The 19,993-nt window shown below is 36.2% G+C and carries 11 protein-coding genes; 9 read left to right on the top strand and 2 right to left on the bottom strand.

Features of this window, described 5'->3' with window-relative positions; genetic code table 11:
- Window positions 1–21 precede the first annotated feature (21 nt).
- From BK585_RS20610 to BK585_RS20570, 9 genes are all read left to right on the top strand, one after another.
- A complete protein-coding gene (locus tag BK585_RS20610; RefSeq protein ID WP_078555859.1) occupies window positions 22–2,679 on the top strand; it encodes a glycosyltransferase in 2,658 nt (885 codons plus the stop codon).
- 43 nt (window positions 2,680–2,722) lie between these two features.
- Window positions 2,723–4,423, top strand: a complete 1,701-nt coding sequence (locus BK585_RS20605; protein WP_078555857.1) for an alginate lyase family protein — start codon at window positions 2,723–2,725, stop codon at window positions 4,421–4,423.
- A gap of 220 nt (window positions 4,424–4,643) precedes the next feature.
- Entirely contained in the window at window positions 4,644–7,808 is a 3,165-nt protein-coding gene (locus BK585_RS20600) for a M14 family metallopeptidase (RefSeq protein ID WP_078555855.1), read from the top strand.
- Window positions 7,809–7,994: 186 nt separating this feature from the next.
- Window positions 7,995–11,480, top strand: coding sequence for an N-acetylglucosaminidase (locus BK585_RS20595; protein ID WP_078555853.1), 3,486 nt, complete (start codon window positions 7,995–7,997; stop codon window positions 11,478–11,480).
- A 215-nt stretch (window positions 11,481–11,695) separates the two neighbouring features.
- Complete coding sequence (gene galU, locus BK585_RS20590; RefSeq protein ID WP_078555851.1) at window positions 11,696–12,595, top strand: UTP--glucose-1-phosphate uridylyltransferase GalU; 900 nt, start codon at window positions 11,696–11,698, stop codon at window positions 12,593–12,595.
- 2 nt (window positions 12,596–12,597) lie between these two features.
- Window positions 12,598–13,908, top strand: coding sequence for a UDP-glucose 6-dehydrogenase TuaD (gene tuaD, locus BK585_RS20585; protein WP_078555849.1), 1,311 nt, complete (start codon window positions 12,598–12,600; stop codon window positions 13,906–13,908).
- Between the two features lie 242 nt (window positions 13,909–14,150).
- A complete protein-coding gene (locus BK585_RS20580; protein WP_078555847.1) occupies window positions 14,151–15,539 on the top strand; it encodes a sugar transferase in 1,389 nt (462 codons plus the stop codon).
- A 124-nt stretch (window positions 15,540–15,663) separates the two neighbouring features.
- Window positions 15,664–16,602, top strand: coding sequence for an SDR family NAD(P)-dependent oxidoreductase (locus BK585_RS20575; protein ID WP_078555845.1), 939 nt, complete (start codon window positions 15,664–15,666; stop codon window positions 16,600–16,602).
- 371 nt (window positions 16,603–16,973) lie between these two features.
- The gene (locus tag BK585_RS20570) at window positions 16,974–18,050 is read left to right on the top strand and encodes a glycosyltransferase family 4 protein (protein ID WP_078555844.1); all 1,077 of its coding nucleotides are present in this window, start codon (window positions 16,974–16,976) and stop codon (window positions 18,048–18,050) included.
- 46 nt (window positions 18,051–18,096) lie between these two features.
- Here the strand turns inward: BK585_RS20570 and BK585_RS20565 are convergent, their stop codons facing one another.
- Both BK585_RS20565 and BK585_RS20560 read right to left on the bottom strand, forming a co-directional pair.
- Window positions 18,097–19,116, bottom strand: a complete 1,020-nt coding sequence (locus BK585_RS20565; RefSeq protein WP_078555842.1) for an LCP family glycopolymer transferase — start codon at window positions 19,114–19,116, stop codon at window positions 18,097–18,099.
- A 146-nt stretch (window positions 19,117–19,262) separates the two neighbouring features.
- Entirely contained in the window at window positions 19,263–19,895 is a 633-nt protein-coding gene (locus tag BK585_RS20560) for a YigZ family protein (protein ID WP_078555840.1), read from the bottom strand.
- Between the last annotated feature and the right edge of the window lie 98 nt (window positions 19,896–19,993).

Raw genomic sequence — 19,993 nt, 5'->3', positions numbered from 1 at the left:
TTTTTAGAGGGGTAATCATGTATGGAAAATAATAATGAATTTTCAACAGACGTTCTTAAGGAAAAAATAAAAGAGCAAGAAGTCGAAATCGCAGAGTTGAAAGAAAGCTATGAAAAGACAATACAGGATAAGAATCGAATTGAAAAGAAGTACAAAGAAATTCAAAAGAGTAGAATTTGGCGTTACTCAAATATATTTCGCAATCGAAAACCAAATGTAAAGAAAATCGTAAAGTCGGTTCTTGGGAAAAAAGGGACGGAAACAGTAAAGAAAACAATGAATACCGTAAACAAAACTCAAACCAATAAAAAGCGTGCTGAAAAGTTAATTAAACGGTATAGAACAAGACTTTATAATTATGGTTTTACTGATAGAGGACTAGCTGACATAACTACATTATATGAACAAAACGATAATATATATATGAAAAGTCTAGCTGCTTGGGAATTAGCCATATGGCACATAAACCAAGAGGGTCAAGATGGTCCGCGTAAATCGTTAGAATTTTTAAAAGTAGCGACCGAGGGTAGGAACGATGAAACCTTTCAAAAACAAGTCATTGTTATCGAGGTAGAATGTTTAGAAAGATTAGGGGAACTTGCAAAGGCAAGGCAGATTGTTAAGGAAGCCATTGAAAAATACGGTAACGATACAAACTTACTTCTAGCTTCAGCTAATTTAGAAGAGACCGTAGAAAAACGTTTAAATTGGATTAATACAGCCTTTTCAGTAAATGGGTTATCTCAAGTTTCATTACATGAGAACTCATCTAAAACGGCCTATGATCAGTTGTCTGCTCCTCCCGCGTTTTCAAACAAAGTAAATGAAATGACACCGAAAGTTTCAGTTATTATACCTGCATATAATGCGGAAGAATTAATTGGTACTGCCATTGATGCAATGCTCACACAAACGTGGGATAACCTTGAAATCTTTGTCGTCGATGATTGTAGTACAGATAATACTGTTTCGGTAATAGAGGGATATGCAAACAAAGACTCGCGAGTTAAGTTATTACGAGCAGAGAAAAATGGCGGTCCTTATATAGCAAGGAATCTAGCTCTAAGGGAAGCAACTGGTGAATTTGTAACAATAAATGATGCCGATGATTGGTCTCACCCAGAAAAAATCGAGAAGCAAGTGACCCATTTAATTAATAATCCAGCTTTAATTGGAAATACATCGCAACAAGCTAGAGCTACAAGTGACTTGAAATTTTCACGAAGAATGGAGCCTGGATATTATATATTTAAAAATGTGTCTTCTTTTATGTTTCGTCGTGTTCCGGTAATGGATAGTATCGGGTTTTGGGATTGTGTTCGCTTTGCAGCTGATTCCGAATATATTAGACGAATTAAGAAAGTGTTTGGAAAAGAGGCAGTTGTTGATTTAAAGACAGGTCCACTCTCATTCCAGAGAAAATCAGATTCTTCTTTAACGTCGAATAGTTACTTTGGGTTTCCAGGACATAATGTAGGGGCTAGAAAAGAGTATCTTGAGGCATTACAAGCTTATCATAGTCGTGAAACTAATTTGAAGTTTCCATTTCCACAGCAAGGTAGACCTTTCCCAGTTCCAGAGCCGATGTGGCCTGTTCGGGAAAAAACGGAAAACAAGCGAAGACATTTTGATGTGATTTTAGCTTCAGATTTTAGATTACCAGGTGGAACAACAACATCAAATATGGAAGAAATTAAATCACAAAAACGAATGGGAATTCGCACAGGTTTAATTCAAATGTATCGGTATGATAGCAATAGAAAAGAGATTAATCCAAAAATACGAGATTTAGTTGATGGTGAACAAGTACAGCTTTTAGTTTACGGTGAGAAGGTATCTTGTGATTTGCTTATTTTACGCCATCCACCAATATTGCAAAACTGGCAAAAGTATTTACCTGATGTTGATGCCAAAAATATATGTGTCATTATAAATCAAACTCCGATGAGAGAGTATGGTACAGACCCTAAATTTGTCTACGATTTAAAGAATACAAATCAAAATTTAGTAACATATTTCGGAAAACAAGCGACGTGGTATCCAATTGGACCATTAGTTAGGGGAGCACTTCATGACCACCACTCCGATGAATTGAAGTATATTGAATTGGCAGATCACGATTGGTCAAACATTATAGATGTCGAGGAATGGAAACGGTCCACACGACCAAATCGTGGAAGTCGTGTAAGAATAGGAAGACATTCACGGGGTGACCATGCAAAATGGCCTGCTGACAAAAATCAATTGATTTCAATTTACCCTGATAAAGGCGATTACGAAATTCATGTACTGGGTGGTGCAGAAGCCCCTATTGATGTAATGGGTGGCCTTCCTTCGAATTGGAACGTGTTAGAATTTGGAGAAATGGACCCTAAGGAATTTTTAGCAGGTTTAGATGTATTTGTTTACTATACACATCCTGACTTGGTTGAAGCATTTGGTCGAGTAATCATTGAAGCTATGGCGGTGGGTGTACCAGTTATTATTCCTCCACATTATCAAGAGTTATTTGGAGAAGCAGCCATTTATGCTGAACCAAACGAGGTAAGAGGAATCATAGATAACCTAATGAATGATGATAACATCTATGAAGAACAAGTGAATAGAGCTCATAATTATGTAGAAAAACACTTTGGATATACAAAGCATAATTCAAGGGTAAACGAATATATTGAGTAATTAAGTGGTTGTACAAGAAAAAAAAGGGAGGTGACATGTCGCTTTGCTTAAACTTGAAAACGTACTATCTGTAGATATTTTGTTAGGATTTCCATTGGGTAAGTTATGGATACCAGAAGACATAGTGGTAGATGAGAATGAAAGTATTCCGAACACTTTTTTTCTAAAGGGTGAACATCTCTTAGTAATTAAAGAGTTAGTCCGAAGAGAAGAGTCGACCATTTTATGGAGTGTAGAAGGATTACGGGATCAAGCAGAACAATTTTTGGAAATCGAAAATCCTAGTGTTATACAAAAAATAAATAGGATGGAGCAGGTAGGTACAAACGATTATTGTTCGTTTGCTAAATATTGGTGGCCAAATCTAGAAACTCCAACTGGGTTGCCTTATGTAAGAAAAGACGGTGAGGTTAATCCAGAATGCTATTCAAATGATAGTGATTTAAGTCGATTAGAATTATTTAGTGAGGCTGCATTTTTATTAGCTTTTACAGCATTTGTTACAGGAGAGAAAAAATACGCTCAAAAAGCAACTAGTTTAATTCGAACTTGGATTATTGAACCGACCACTGCTCAAACACCTCACTTTCAATTTGGACAAATGATACCTGGAAATGACAAACCAAGATATCAAGGGCTAATCGAATCCCGGAGACTTATTTACATATGTGAAGCCTTACAATTGCTGTCATTTATGAAAGAAATAGAATTAAATGAGTATCAACAATGTGTGGCCTGGTTTCATAAATTATTACATTGGATAGAAACAAGTGAGCAAGGAAAGAAAGCTAGAAAAGCTACCAATAATATTGGTTTTTGGACAGACCTACAACAAATTGTTTATGCTCGTTTTACTGGTGAAAATGAATTAGCTGAGAAGATAGTTCGTGAAGTCGTACTCCCTAGAATTGATAATCAAATAGGTAAGGCTGGAAATCTATATCATGAAATTAAAAGAGCAAAGCCTTATGATTATGTGGCTTTTACGTTAATTGCATTAGCGGGTTTAAGCACTGCTAATAAACATGGTGAAATTAATTTAGCAGATTATTCATCTGAAGAGGGCAGAAGCTTTAATAATGCGTTTGATTGGTTTACTGACACCATCAAAGCAAATGAATTACAGGAAAGAAGCTATGCATTATCACAATTAGCCCTAAGTAAACAAAGTATTACAAGATTAAGAAATGAGAATATCCTCTTAGAAAACAAAGTAAAGTTGTTAGAGGATAATGATAGAGCAACTAGTCTAGAGGCTATAAAATCAATAGAAAATAATGCTCAAAATAGTGACTTGACTGAAAAAGATGTATTAATACAACAATTATCAGAGAAAATAAGGGTAATTGAGAATGAATGTAATCAATTGCGTAGTGACCTTCATGACAATATGAGAAACGTACTTGATACTAAATTTTACTACCAAGGTGTTGATGTCATTACAGAAGAAAAAAATAAAGAATTACTTCGAGTCGAAAATGAATTATTGAGTGTTAAAAAAGATTATCTGAATGAAAAAGACAAATATAAAGAAGCATCAATGCAACTAAAGGATACAGAAAAAGAAGTCGTTAAACTACAACAACTTTATAAAGACTTAAAAGAGAAGTATGCCGAGGTAAAACAAGAGAGAAATCGATATAAAAATAAATTTATCAAGATTGAACAAAGCAGGATATGGAGATATACTTCTGGATTAAGGAAAGTGTTAAGTTTTGTCAAAAGAAAAGTGGTTAAGAAATAAGAGGAACAATAACTAGCCAAATAAGACCATCTTACAGTACTAAGAGTAGCTGGAGGTGGCTTTTTTTTATGGTTGAGACTTAATTATTAATTTTAGGTCTCCTTTTTTAATTAAACTACTTTAGTACTCATACTAAATCATAATTTTTTTCAAAATATCAATTCTATTATTTTACGTTTTTAAGGAGTATAATATTTTGAGATAGAGAAAGGGGGAAACTATGAAAAAAATAGTGATAATATTGTTAGCTCTACAACTTTTTATAGGTCCTAACGTAGTACTTGCGGAAGGTTTAATAGAATCAGAAGCAATAATTGAGTCTTCTACAAGTAATGGTGTTAGTAGTGACGAGGTAGAAGTTGATATAGAACCAGTAGCTGACATAAAAGCAGAAGAGGTTGACCTATTGGAAAGTAAAAATGTTGAGATTTTGGAAGCACCAACAGCGGAAGAGCTTTTGGCATTTGCTGCATCTCAGCATTCATCCTCTGATAGAATACGAGAGTATATAAAAGGTTATCAACTTTTTCCTTCTGATAATCGGTTTGTCATAGGAATTAATGATAGTGTCATATCTTTATTAAGATGGGCCAGACAACAGCACCAAGATGGTCGATTTGATACAGCAATTGGTCGGTATGAATATATTTTAGAGGCCCCACAGTTAGAAGACCATTTGCGATTAGAAACTGAAGTTAGGCTGAAATTTGCTAAGCAATTGAAACAAGTGCCTACAGCTGATCGGATGAATATATTAGCACGTAATGAAGGTACATCTTCAGCTAGATTATCTTTTTATATTGAAGGCCATATTATTTATCCGACTGACAATCGTTTCGTAAATGGGATTAATTCGAATGCACGCTCACTTTTGAATTGGGCAAGTCAACAACATGTGAATGGACGATTTGATGTAGCAATCGGACGTTATGAGTTTATATTAGAAGCTCCTTCAGTTGTGACAAACATAAGAGAAGAAACAATTAATAGATTAAGATATGCAGAAGAAGGCAAATATCCACCTGAACTCTTGTATGAAGCAGCTATGAGCCAGTCTACATCTTCAGCAAGATTGGAATTATTATTTGAAGGTTATCAAATGTTTCCACAAGATAAACGATTTGAACAAGGAATTCATACGAATGTCCGTTCATTATTAAACTGGACGATAAGACAACATGGTGATAGTAAATTTGAAGTAGCTGTAGGTAGATATGAATATATTCTCTCATCACCCGTATTAGAAGAAGGAATAAGAATAGAAGTTGATACAAGATTAAAATATGCACTTGAAAACAAACTTATCCCTACAGCAAACCAATTAAATACAATGGCTAGGAATGAAACAACCTCTTCAGCTAGGTTAGCCATGTATATCGAAGGTCACCTACTGTACTCGAATGATAGTCGGTTTGTTAATGGAATTAACTCAAATGTTCGGTCTTTGTTAAATTGGGCTAGTCAACAACATATTGATGGTCGTTTTGAGGTAGCAATTGGTCGTTATGAGTTTATATTGGCGGCGCCATCAGTATGGAGAAGTCTTAGACAGGAAACAGAGCGGAATTTAAACTATGCAAAAAAAGAAAAGTACCCGCCAGATTTATTATATGATATTGCTATGAGTCAATCTGCTTCATCTGCAAGATTGGAATTATTAATTGAAGGCTACCATATGTACCCAGATGATAAAAGATTCGAACAAGGAATACTTACGAATATTCGGTCGTTGCTTAACTGGACAGTTAGACAACATGCAGATGGTCGTTATGATGTGGCAATCGGGCGTTATGAGTTCATTCTATCATCCCCTGTATTAGAAAAGGAAGTAAAAGAAGAAGTTGAAATCAGATTAAAATATGCTGGTTCAGGCAAAAGGATTCCGACTGCTAATCAATTTAATACTTTAGCTGCAAATGAAGTAACATCTTCGGGTAGATTATTACTATACGTCGAAGCCTATACTTTGTATCCTTCAGATCGTCGTTTTATAGAAGGGATTAACTCAAGTGCAAGCTCTCTATTAAGATGGGCAAGCCAACAGCATAATTTAGAGCGTTATGATACAGCAATTGGTAGGTATCAAGTAATACTACAATCTCCTCGTTTACGTAAAGAAATTGAGAGGGAAACACGAATTAAGCTTAGTTACGCAGAAGAAGGTAAGAAAATTCCAACAGCCTCTCAATTACTACAAAGAGCAAGTAATGAAACAACATCATCAGCTAGATTAGAGTTATATGGAGATGGTTATCTATTATATCCAGGTGATGAGAGCTTTCTCGAAGGGATTGCTGATAGTGCACGCAGTTTGTTAAAATGGACTGAATCTCGCCAGCGATTAGGGGAGTTTGATAGAGCCGTTGATAGGTACCTATTTATTGCTCAAACTCAAGGAGTGCCACGGGGTGTACAGAGTTTAGCTAATCATAGGTTACAGCAAGCTAAAAATGGAATTAGAACAGATAATGCAAAAAAAGTTGTCAATGCAAAAGTTCAAAACTATAGCTATGAACAGATGAGAAAAGATATTCAAAGTTTACAAGCAATGTATCCTTATTTAGTAGAAACCCGGGTAATCGGTAAGTCTCTAGATAATAGAAATATCTATGCTGTAAAATTAGGCCATGGTGAAACTGAAGTGTTCTTTAATGCTTCCAATCATGCTCGGGAGCATATGACAACAAATGTAGTCATGAAAATGATGGATGAATATGCATTTGCTTATAGTACCGCAAATTCATTTAATGGTTATGATGTAAGAAAAGTACTCGACCAGACAAGTATTTGGTTTGTACCGATGTGGAATCCAGATGGGGTAACATTAGTTCAACAAGGACCTCAAGCATTAAGTTCCAAACTAGCTCAAGAAGCAATAAGAATAAATGGAGGAAGCCGTAATTTTTCAGGTTGGAAAGCTAATGCAAGAGGGGTAGATCTTAACCGACAGTTTCCGGCTTTATGGAATACGATTACGGACAACCCAGGGAGACCAAGTCCAAGTCATTATAAAGGACCCAAGCCTCTAAGCGAACCTGAGGTAATTGCTGTATATAATTTTGTATTAAGTAGAGACTTTAAAACAGCAGTATCTTATCATTCTTCTGGTGAGGTTATTTACTCAAGACAACCAGGTCATGTGGCATTATTGGTATCTAGAAAAACAGGGTACCCAATCATAGATCTTACACGTAGTACAAGTGGTGGTGGATTTTCAGATTGGTTTGTATTATTTCACAAAAAACCGGGTATTACACCTGAAATTTCTCCATTTGTAGGACCAAGACCAGTACCTGTATCAAACTGGGACCGTGTTTGGCGACAAAATGATACAGTTGGTTTACTTGTTGCCGTAGAAGCATATCAAAATAGAAATAATAGGTAATCCGAGAAACTATTTCTAGTAGCTTGATAAAGTTATCTAGAAGTGGTTTTTTTGCGTAGAAAACTAAATGAAAACAAGAAAATTGGCGTTTAATGTAGAATTCACCATTTACATAAGCTACTATATCATCTATTATAAATGATGAAAGGTTACTATTTTAAGAGGAGGGATTGATAGTTTAGTCTTATGAAAAAGTTAATAGTTTTGACGATGGCGTTTTCTACTTTGTCATATCCCCATTTGATTTATGCCGTTCCACCCGAGACCTTAGACGTAGATAATTACGAATTAGAAGAGGTATTGGAGCTTGAGCAAGATGAAGTGCCGGTGGAACATGAATCGAGTGCTGAAGTAAGTGTAGAAGAACCTGATGAAGATGTTAATGCAGAAATGTTTGAAGTTGAAAGTTTCGATGTAGAAGAATTAAGTGTTGAACCGCAAACTGCTGGTGAGTGGTTAGAATTTGCCTCTTCTAAGAATACTTCTACAGAACGATTAGAAGCTTATATTCAAGGGTTTCAACTTTATCCTTCTGACAACAGATTTATTTCAGGTATGAATTCAAGTGCAAATTCGTTATTAAGATGGGCGACAAGCCAACATCAAAATGGTCATTTTGATGTTGCTATTGGTCGGTATGAATTTATATTAACGTCTCCTTCTGAATTAGATGAAGCCATTAGAAAAGAAACTGAAGTGAAGCTTAAGTTTGCCGAAGATGAAAGGACAATACCTTCAGCTTCTAGATTGGTTAATGAAGCAAATAGTCAATCATCATCGTCAGCAAGGTTATCATTGTTCATAGATGGTTTTTTCTTATATCCTACTGATAAAAGATTCGAAGAAGGTATTAACTCTAGTGCACATTCTTTATTAAGATGGGCAAGCGACCAGCATGACAATGGGCGTTTTGACATAGCAATTGGTCGGTATGAATTTATATTGTCTTCTCCTACTCTAGCGGGAAATATACGTCTTACGACTGAGCGAAGGCTTGCTGAAGCTAAGTTAGAGATAACTACCGGAGATTCAAAACCAGTGAACGGTGAAAGTCAGAATGCTGACCTGATTCTTCAAGAAGCTGCATCAAAACCAACTTCATCAGAAAGATTGGAAGCATATATTGAAGGATATCACCTATTTCCATCTGATAGAAGGTTTGTTACGGGAATAAATAGCAGTGCTAGGTCATTGTTAAATTGGTCAAGTTCTCAACATCAGAATTCTCGTTTTGAAGTGGCAATTGGTCGCTATGAGTTTATCTTATCTTCTCCCGTTTTGGATAATCATATTAAGTGGGAATCTGAAGTTAAGCTTAAATATGCCCAAGAAGCGAAGTTAATCCCATCAATTAGTCGACTTTTAGACCAAGCGAGTAGAGAGACAACTTCCTCTGGAAGGTTGGGCCTATTCATGGATGGATATAGCTTATATCCAGGAGATAAACGTTTTGAAGATGGTATCAACTCTACTGCAAGGTCTTTATTAAATTGGGCAACATCTCAACAAAACGCAGGTCGCTTTGATGTAGCAATCGGTCGCTACGAATATATTTTATCTTCGCCAATTTTAAACCGAAATATTCGTCAAGAGACTGAAGTTAAGTTAGCTTCTGCAAATCAGGCTAAAAATTCTCCTGATGGATTATTACTAATCGCTAGAAACCAAGCTACTTCTACCGAGAGGTTAACCCTATTTATAGAAGGACATCGCTTGTATCCAAATGATAAACGGTTTGCTAATGGGATAAACGACAGTGCGCGCTCATTACTAAACTGGGCATCTTCACAGCATCAACTTGAGCGATTTGAAGTGGCGATTGGTCGGTATGAATTTATTTTATCTGCACCTGCACTTCATAGCACTCTAAGAAACGAAACAGAGGTAAAGCTACAGTTTGCATTGGAAGGCAATAAAGTTCAAACAGCTAAACAATTAGTTGATTTAGCTAATAGCCAACCAACATCTTCTGAGAGATTAACGATGTTTATTGAAGGATATGGCTTATATCCAAATGATAAACGCTTTGAAGATGGTATTAATAACAGTGCAGACTCTTTATTTAAATGGGCAAGTTCACAACATGACGCTGGTAATTTTGAAACAGCGATCGGAAGATATGAATTCATCTTAAGCGCTCCGGTACTAAATCGTAACCTTAGGAATGATGTACAAAGCAGATTAACTGACGCTAAAATTGGAAAAAGAACTGCCCTTGTTATTCTTAATTTAGCAAACAGTCAATCGACTTCTTCTGCAAGGTTATCATTATTTGCAGAGGGTCATCATTTTTATCCGAGTGACAATCGTTTTATTGAAGGTATGAATGCTAGTGCGCAATCGTTGCTAAAGTGGGCAAGTGACCAACATCAAAGTGGAAATTTTGATGTTGCAATCGGAAGATATGTCTTTATTATTGAAACCAAGGGAGTAAGCAATAATATAAAAGACGAAGCTAGAAGTAAATTATTGTTGGCCGAAGCAGGTAAAACACTAGACCGAACAATAATCACTTATACCCAAGCTAGTACAACATTTAATCGTGCACTAGAAATTCAAATGGGATTAAACCCTCCACCTCAGACGGATAAATACCGCTTAGCACCAGGGTTTGTTCATAGCTCGTTAGTTAATATTACAGAGCGCTCTACAACTACAGGAACTACTACAAATCTGCGGACAGCTCCTGATAGTACAACTAGTTCGACAATTGCTACGTCTGTACCAAGAGGGACAGTTGTTGTTATCCAAAGACAAGTTACAGGGAATAGTGTAAGTGGAAGCACGGTTTGGTTTGAGATTAGATATGATAATCAGACACTATATGTTCATAGTTCTTTAGTATCTACATCTACAGCTGCTGTTATGAGAAGTTCTGGTAATGTTAGAGAATCAGCAAATACAAACAGTCACAACTTTGGAACACTTTCTGCTAATTCAACAGTTTCCGTGAATAGACAAGTTACAGGAGCAACGGTTAGTGGAAGTAATGTATGGTATGAGATTAACTTCCGTACATGGAGAAATGCAAAAGAGTCCGATGTTATTCCTTTCCTTGACCCGAATCGTAATGATAAATTTCAACACCTGAACTTATCTACAAGTGTTGGAGTTCCTGCAAGTGAATTAAATAAGGTTTTAAACAATAAAGGTGTTTTACATGGGAGAGGTCAAGCCTTTATTAATGCTGCAAGAGATCATTCAGTAAATGAAATATATCTTATTGCTCATGCTTTATTAGAAACCGGTCATGGACGAGAACAACTTGCAACTGGAGTTGAGGTTGGTAGAAACTCGAGTGGTAACCTTGAATTGGTTACTTCTTCTAATAGAAGTCGTTTAACAAACATCAGAACTACTCACAATATGTATGGTATTGGTGCAGTTGATGGTGATGCACATCGGGCAGGAGCATTTTATGCTTATAACCAAGGGTGGTTTACACCTGATGCAGCTATTATCGGAGGAGCAAGATTTATTGGTCAAAGTTATATTCATAATAGGTTTAACCAAAATACGTTATACAAAATGCGTTGGAATCCTGCAAGTCCTGGTTGGCCACAATATGCAACTGATATGGAATGGGCAACCAAACAAATTAGCACAATTAAAAACCTTTACAATCAGTTAGATAACCCAGTATTGCATTTTGATATTCCAGTTTATCGCTAATGTAAATTTGTCTGAAAAAGTTAGTGCCTAAGTTCAATATATTGAACTTAGGCTTTTTCTTTGTGAGATTTCACCATAATGACTAAAATATCGGTTTGTTTTGACAATATATTATTGATAAAATGGGGGATAGATATTATTCTCGACAAGTATTATAATCAAGATTGTCAATTGTGTTAGGGTTATTAACTTCTTAACAGAAAGGAAGTAAAAAAATGCAAGTGAAAAAAGCTATTATCCCTGCTGCAGGTTTAGGAACTAGATTTCTTCCAGCAACGAAAGCACAACCTAAAGAAATGTTGCCAATAGTCGATAAACCAACAATTCAATATATTATAGAGGAAGCTATAGCTTCTGGTATAGAGGATATTATCGTTGTAACAGGAAGAGGAAAGAGAGCAATTGAAGACCATTTTGATAAATCTTATGAGTTAGAAGAAACACTGGAAAAGAAAAATAAAACCAAATTACTTGAAGAAGTACAAGCCATTTCAAGTATGACAAACATACACTATATTCGACAAAAAGAAGCAAATGGTTTAGGGCATGCGATTTGGTGTGCTCGAAAGTTTATTGGAAATGAACCTTTTGCTGTATTGCTCGGTGACGATATTGTTCAAGCTGATAAACCATGTTTAAAACAGTTAATAGATGTATATGACCGGTATCATTCATCAGTTATCGGTGTCCAAGAAGTTGCGCCAGAGGATGTATCTAAGTATGGAGTCATTGGGCCAAGAGGCTCAAATATAGAAGAGAATGTTATTCAGGCTGAAACTTTTGTAGAAAAGCCATCTATAGAAGAGGCTCCTTCTAACTATGCTATCATGGGGCGTTACGTTCTAAGACCTGAGATTTTTGATATATTGGAGAATTTACCTCCAGGAGCAGGAAACGAAATTCAATTAACGGATGCCATTAAGGTCCTGAATGAAAGTCAAGCGGTTTTAGGGTATAACTTTGATGGGAAAAGGTATGATGTTGGTGATAAATTAGGTTTTATTAAAGCCACTATGGATTTTGCCCTACAACGTGATGATCTGTCTGATGATGTTGCACAATATATAAAAGAGGCATATGAAAAGCTAGTAAGTATGAATAAGATAGGAGTTTAACGATGAAGAGAATAGCTGTAATGGGAACAGGATATGTTGGATTAGTATCAGGAACATGTTTTGCCGAAATTGGGAATCAGGTCACTTGCTGTGATATTGATGAAGGTAAAATTCAAAGGTTAAATGAAGGTATCATTCCGATATATGAGCCTGGTTTAGAAGAGGTTGTTAAACGCAATATTAAAGAAGAGAGGTTAACGTTTACAACAGATATTCCAAGTGCTATTAGAGATGCAGAAATTGTTTACATTGGTGTAGGAACTCCAATGGCTGAATCAGGAGAAGCTGACTTAACTTTTGTTAAAAACGTCGCAAAAACCATTGGTGAAAATTTAAATGGATATAAGGTCATTGTTAATAAAAGTACGGTTCCAGTTGGGACAGGGAAATTAGTTCAAAGTATTATTAAAGAGCATTCAACTGGAAATGTTGAGTTCGATGTGGTATCTAATCCAGAGTTTTTACGTGAAGGTTCAGCTCTTGAAGATACTATGAACATGGAGAGAGCTGTTATTGGTGCAACTAGTGATAAGGCAGCTAACATTATTAAAGAAATCCACGAACCATTTAATACAACCATCATTTCAACCAATTTGGAAAGTGCAGAAATGATTAAGTATGCAGCAAATGCATTTTTAGCAACAAAGATTTCTTTTATTAATGATATTGCTAATATTTGTGAGCGTGTCGGTGCAGATGTGACTAAGGTTGCTGAAGGCATGGGGTTAGACTCAAGAATTGGAGCGAAATTCCTCCAAGCAGGTATCGGTTATGGCGGTTCGTGTTTCCCGAAAGATACGCGTGCCCTTATTCATATTGCTGAACAAGTTGATTATGATTTTAAAATGATGAAGGCTGTTATAAATACGAACGAGTACCAAAAAATGAAAGTCGTTACAAAGCTCAAAGATATCATTAGTGAATTAAAAGGGAAAACGATTGCTGTATTAGGTCTTGCGTTTAAACCAAACACTGATGATATGAGGGATGCACCTTCGCTAGAAATAATCCCTGCACTATTGAAAGAAGGGGCAAAAATACAAGCCTTTGATCCAATTGCGAAAGAGGCTGCTCGTCTTCATTTCGGTGACGCAATTAGCTACCATACAGACGTTTATGAAACATTAACTAATGCGGATGTTTGTGTTATTTTAACAGAATGGAAAGATGTTCTTGAGTTAGATTTAAACAAAGTTCATTCGCTGCTTTCAAAGCCAGTTATCGTTGATGGAAGAAACTGTTTTGATTTAAAAGAAGCTGAAGCTGCTAATTTAATTTACCATTCCATTGGAAGACCAGAAGTGAATTCGTAAATACAAAGGAGTTTCAAAAGGTTTGTAAAGAACCTTTTGAAACTTCTTTTTAATTATAATAAATTGAGCCGTAAGCATACATGTTCATAAGGTGCTACACAGTTTTCCATAATAAACTTGTTGTTTTCAATATAAAAGATCTATAGTATAGTATTATTGATTGTAATTTTGTCGAACTACGTTAGTGAAGTAACAAAACTAATTTGAAAGTTACTCTACTATTTGAAAGTGAGGTATGAAGCATGCCGAATATAAGTGAATTACGAAACTATAAGTTTATTATTATATTAATTGATATACTTTGTATTTTAGGGTCATATGTAGCTGCATTTATGCTTAGATATAGTGATATTCCTGCGAAAAACTGGGAATCATTTATTTCCTTAATTCCATGGATCTTATTAATTGGATTGTTTTTTATCTCCGTATATGAGTTATATGCCCTAGATAGAAAACATACGTTATGGGATATTTTTGTGAAAATTGTGATTGCTGTTATTTTCATGTCGTTCTTAACGATGGCAGCGTCTTATTTATTCCGTGAATTTGCAATGCCTCGTTCTGTTATTTTAATTGCCATGTTCTTTATGATTGGTTCGATGTTCATCTCGAAAATTTTATATTTAAAGTTGACGAGAAGAAATGTAGTGGGCCGAATTTTAGTAATTGGCGACGATGAAAATACGAATCGAATGATTTCTAAAATAAAGCATCCAATGTTAAAAGGAACGAAGGTCACTCATATTCTGCCGACAACTTCAATGGAGAGAATTTGTCAGCACATTTTGGTAGTCGATTATGTTGTGCTATGCCCTAAAGTTGGGAAGGCAAGGAAGTCTCAAATTATTTACCATGCGATGGATTACAATAAGCAAGTATATATCATTCCTAGTTTATATGAACTATTGTTACAGCGTGCCAATGTAACACCGATGGACGATACACTAATGATGTCAGTGAAACCATTTGGGCTAACGTGGGACCAAGTGGTCTTAAAAAGAGTCTTTGATTTTGTATCGTCAACAGTGATTACGGTATGTATTTCTCCACTATTATTGGTAGTTGCAATTTTAGTAAAGTTTGATGACCCTAAAGGAAACATCATTTATAAACAAGAGCGCTACGGTAAGAACAATAAGCCGTTTACCATTTATAAATTTCGTTCTATGGTTGTAGGGGCAGAAAGTAAGACAGGTCCGGTATTAGCTACAGAGAATGATGCTCGAATCACGAAGGTTGGTAAATTTCTACGTGCTACAAGATTGGATGAGCTTCCACAGCTTTTTAACGTCATCAAAGGTGATATGTCATTAGTCGGTCCTAGACCAGAGCGTGGTTTCTTTATCAAACAATTGTCCAAAGAGTTTTATCATTATGGTCACCGTAATACGGTTCAGCCAGGGATTACAGGATATGCTCAAATCATGGGGAAATACAGCACAGAAGTAGATGACAAGCTTCGTTTTGATTTGTATTACATTCGTAATTACACGTTTTGGATGGACATTGTCATTTTACTAAAAACATTCTTAGTTATCTTTGATAAATCAAAAGCTGAGGGTGCTGAGGTAAAAAGTGATGATAATACAAGCAAGGACAATCAGAATCAAGATGTAACGTTGAAAATCTAAGTCATAGCGTATATTATAAACAGGACAAGCGAAGGCTCAGTCCTTGGAAAGATACAACAAGAATACGACTTGTTGTATCTTTTTTTAAAAGATAAAATAAGGCTCTTTGAAGAAAGGAAAAAGTATGGACACTATTCTTGTAACCGGGGGAGCAGGGTTTATTGGCTCCCATGTCGTTGATCAGCTTGTTGAGTTTGGCAAACAGGTAATAATCGTAGATAATCTAAGCTCTGGTAAAAAAGAGCAAATCAATTCAAGCGAGAACGTAACATTTTATCAACTTGATATTAGAGACTCACAACTTGCCGATGTGTTTGCAAGATATCCAGAAATAGACGGAGTCGTTCATTTAGCTGCTCAAAGTAAGGTATCTCCTTCCGTCGAGGACCCAAATTTTGATGCTAGTATTAACATTAACGGAACAATAAATGTTTTAGATTTAGCTAGGAAACATGGAGTAACTCATTTTGTGTATGCCTCTTCCGCAGCGGTATATGGACAAACACCAGACCTTCCTATTGTTGAAAACAGTCCTGTTTCACCATTGTCGCCGTATGGCGTTTCCAAACTCTCAGGAGAAGAATATGTCAAAGCATACGGTCGCTTGTACCAAATGTCAGTTTATGCGTTACGGTTTGCTAATGTATTCGGTCCACGCCAAAGTGCGGCAACGGAAGCCGGAGTCATTACAATTTTTATTGAACAACTACTAAATCAGCAACAGCCAACGATTCAGGGCGACGGTCAACAAACGAGAGACTTTGTGTATGTGGAAGATGTTGCAAGGGCCGTTGTCGCTTGTTTGCAGGCACCTCCATCGTCTGATGGTAGTGCTGTATACAATGTGAGTACATGTGAGGAGGTCAGCATCGAACAGTTGTTACGAGAGCTCTGTCGAATCTTAGAAATCGATTATGACCCTCATTATGCAGCGGAGAGAATCGGCGATATTAAATACAGTTATCTTTCCAATCAAAAAATCATGGAGCAGTTTAATTTGCATCCACAGACTCCTTTTAGAGAGGGACTTCAAAAAACAGTTGGATATTACCAAAAGAAATAAAATCGTGATAGGGCATTGAAGAAGTTAGAACGTCACTTTTTCAATGTCTTTTTTTTGCTAAAGGACATACGATGCGCTATTTTCGTAAAATGAATCGATTTTGAAATGGTACGGACACAGAGGCCCTTATTTTAATAAATTGACTAGCATTTACATCGTTTTTGGAAAAATAAGAGCACTGGTGTCCGTTACGGCCTAAAAAACGGAATAAATCGTAAAATAAGGTACCTCCTGTCCGTTGGGCATGTAACGTAGGTAGACATCATCGCGTCTTGATAACTTCTTTAACCAAGTTGATCCATTGCGGTTCCCTGGGTTTAATTTGTAACAAAACTGTAAAAGATAATGAACATAAAGGGAGGTGGAGGTTGATGGTACTTGATTTTATAGTTGCATTTTGCATTGCATTCTCAATTTCTCTTTTGCTTACACCGGCTGTTATCAAATTTGCAAAACACTTTAAATTTATGGACAAGCCGAACCAACGAAATGTGCATATCACTCCAATCCCAAGATTAGGCGGGGTTTCAATTATCGTTGGGGCTGCAATCGGTTTTATATATCTTTCTCCTCAGAGTGATTATATATCACATATTATTGCTGGGGCACTCGTTATTATTGTTACTGGGATTGTCGATGATAAATACAGTCTAGACGCAAAAATAAAGCTGGTGTTGCAACTTGTCGCCGCAACCATTGTAGTATCATCTGGCTTAATTATTCAATCGATTCATTTTCCGTATATTGGTGATATTCAGTTAGGAGTATTTAGTTATGCGATTACAATAATATGGATCGTTGCGATAACAAACGCAATAAACTTAATTGATGGTTTAGATGGACTTGCAGGAGGAGTCGCAATTATCGCACTTACGACAATCGTTATAATGGGTATCATTGACCCAGCAAATCATGCTGTTGTCATTGGTATGTCAGTTATCCTTATCGGCAGTACGTTAGCATTTCTTCTGTTTAATTTTCATCCAGCTATGATTTTTATGGGAGACACAGGAGCGTTATTTTTAGGTTATTGCATTGCCATTATTTCAATTTTAGGGTTATTCAAAAGTGTCACGCTCTTTAGTTTTGTCATTCCTGTCATTATATTAGCGGTCCCCATATTCGATACGGTTTTTGCCATCATTCGAAGAATTCTTAATCAACAAAAGATCTCAACACCTGATAAAGGGCATCTCCATCATTGTTTGCTTGAAATGGGCTACAGTCATAGACAAACTGTATTTATTGTTTATGGGTACAGTTGCTTCTTTGGAATATGTGCCATCCTATTTACCAACACGGCGCTATGGACGTCATTAGTATTCATCGTGGTCATGCTTCTTATGATTGAATTGTATGCTGAATTTATTGGTTTAATTGGACAAAGAAAGCCTGTCACGAATGCGATAAAACGGATGTATACGCTTAGGGAAGGCTTGCGCAAATAAAAAAGAGTCCGAAGCAGAGTGCCACGGGCTCATCCTCATGTTAATGTTATTGTGCAGAAATCTCTATGGGTTTTTCTTGTTCAGGTGAAACCACATACTTATTTTCTAACTGTAAATGGTTTCGTAACAGTTGTCTAATGTCATCGACGGATTCGGGGGCTGGTTCAAAATAATAAATACCTTCTAACATCAAGTCATTTCCGCCGATTTGTACCATTTCAATGTCATGTAATGCATTCGCGTACGAATGTAATGAAACTATGTTTCCGAATGATAAATTCATAGTAAGGTTATCTCCAACGGCATTAATGACATCATCAAACCTGGTAATGGATGAAAGTGACGCGCTTTTGTCGATAATGGCTTTTAGCATTTGTTGTTGTCTTTGACCTCTTCCAAGGTCACCGCCGCCTTGAGGGTGTTTTCTCATACGAACGTAAGCTAATGCTGCTTCCCCATTTAATTGGCGAATGCCTTCTTCAAAGGTAAGCCACTGATTACTTGTATCCTTCTCTCTAAACGTAAACGGAACTTCAATTTCTACGCCTCCAAGAGCATCTACGACTTGAATAAAAGATTCAAAGTTTAGCTTAACGAAATAATCTATCGGAATATCTAATAGATTTTCAACTGTATCGATCGTCATATCGACTCCACCAAAGGCATGAGCATGGTTAATTTTGTCGAGCGTTCCTCTGCCTATGATTTCGACTCTCGTATCACGAGGTATACTTGTAAGAATAACTGAATTGTCACTCTTATTGAACGTTGCCACTACGATTGCATCCGTACGAGCACGTGTTTCACCAGGTCGAGCGTCCTCACCTAATAAGAGAATCGAAATATTATCTTTGCTTGGGTTTACAGTTTCGGTTCTAAGCTCTGATTTTATCCCTCTATCCAAGTCCTGTTGAGAACTTGTTGCTACACTTTCTAACTTGAAAACGACATAAGCTGCGGCACCGCCAACTGAAATGAATAGAAAGAGGCTTAGAATGACTAAGATTTTCAGGACTTTTTTTCGTTTTTGAATGTTGTCCTGCTTTCTTTTTTCTTCTCGCTTCATAATTTAATACCTCTTTTCAGATTAAAAGTAAGCCCCTCCATTATTTTAATGGACATAGGTTATACAGTAAAGGGAAATACGTAATCTGTAATATTATTGTAGTCTTTGTATGATTTGCTCGAATTCCATGTCAATGGTTTGCTATACTATACTAATTCTTCTAAGTAATCGGTATGTCCCTTTGTAATGTTTCCTTGAGCGTTTGTTTCGTTAGTCATCCATTCTATAAAACGTTCGGTTTCTTCAAAAACAACGTAAGTTTCTATTTCCACTTGTTCCAAATATTGAATTGACTTTATGGGATATGTTGATTGTCGCAACGCGTTCTCTACTTTTCCGAGCCAGTGATAATCGATTTTTGTTTTCATCACTTGTACTAATTTTCTTTGAACAATGCCAACAGCGTGTAACCCCTCGCTAGTAGCAGATCCGTAAGCTCGAATTAATCCACCAGCTCCTAATTTAATTCCGCCAAAATAGCGAGTAATGACAACGACCGTATCTTTGAGTTTCCTTTTCTTTAAAACCTCTAAAATGGGTACGCCTGCTGTTCCGCTTGGTTCTCCATCATCATTAGCTTTTTGAATTTCATCCTTCTCTCCAATAAGATATGCAGAACAGTTATGATTAGCATTCCAATGTTGTTTTTTTATTTTTTCAATAAAGTCTTGTGCATCTGCTTCATTTTCTGCTCTATTTATATAGGAAATAAATCGTGATTTTTGAATGTTGATCTCGTTCTCACCATATCCTTTTACTGTAAAATAGGTCGTTAGCATGATAAAACACTCCGATATTAAATATTTTTAAAAAAAAGAATAGAAATAAAGTACTAATGTTATAATAGTATGATAAATTTGTAAAAAAAATCCTCGAA

The organism is Bacillus alkalicellulosilyticus (assembly GCF_002019795.1).
Taxonomy (GTDB): domain Bacteria; phylum Bacillota; class Bacilli; order Bacillales; family Bacillaceae_F; genus Bacillus_AO; species Bacillus_AO alkalicellulosilyticum.
Note: the sequence above shows the minus strand (reverse complement) of the source record. Positions and strands in the feature narration are given on the sequence as shown.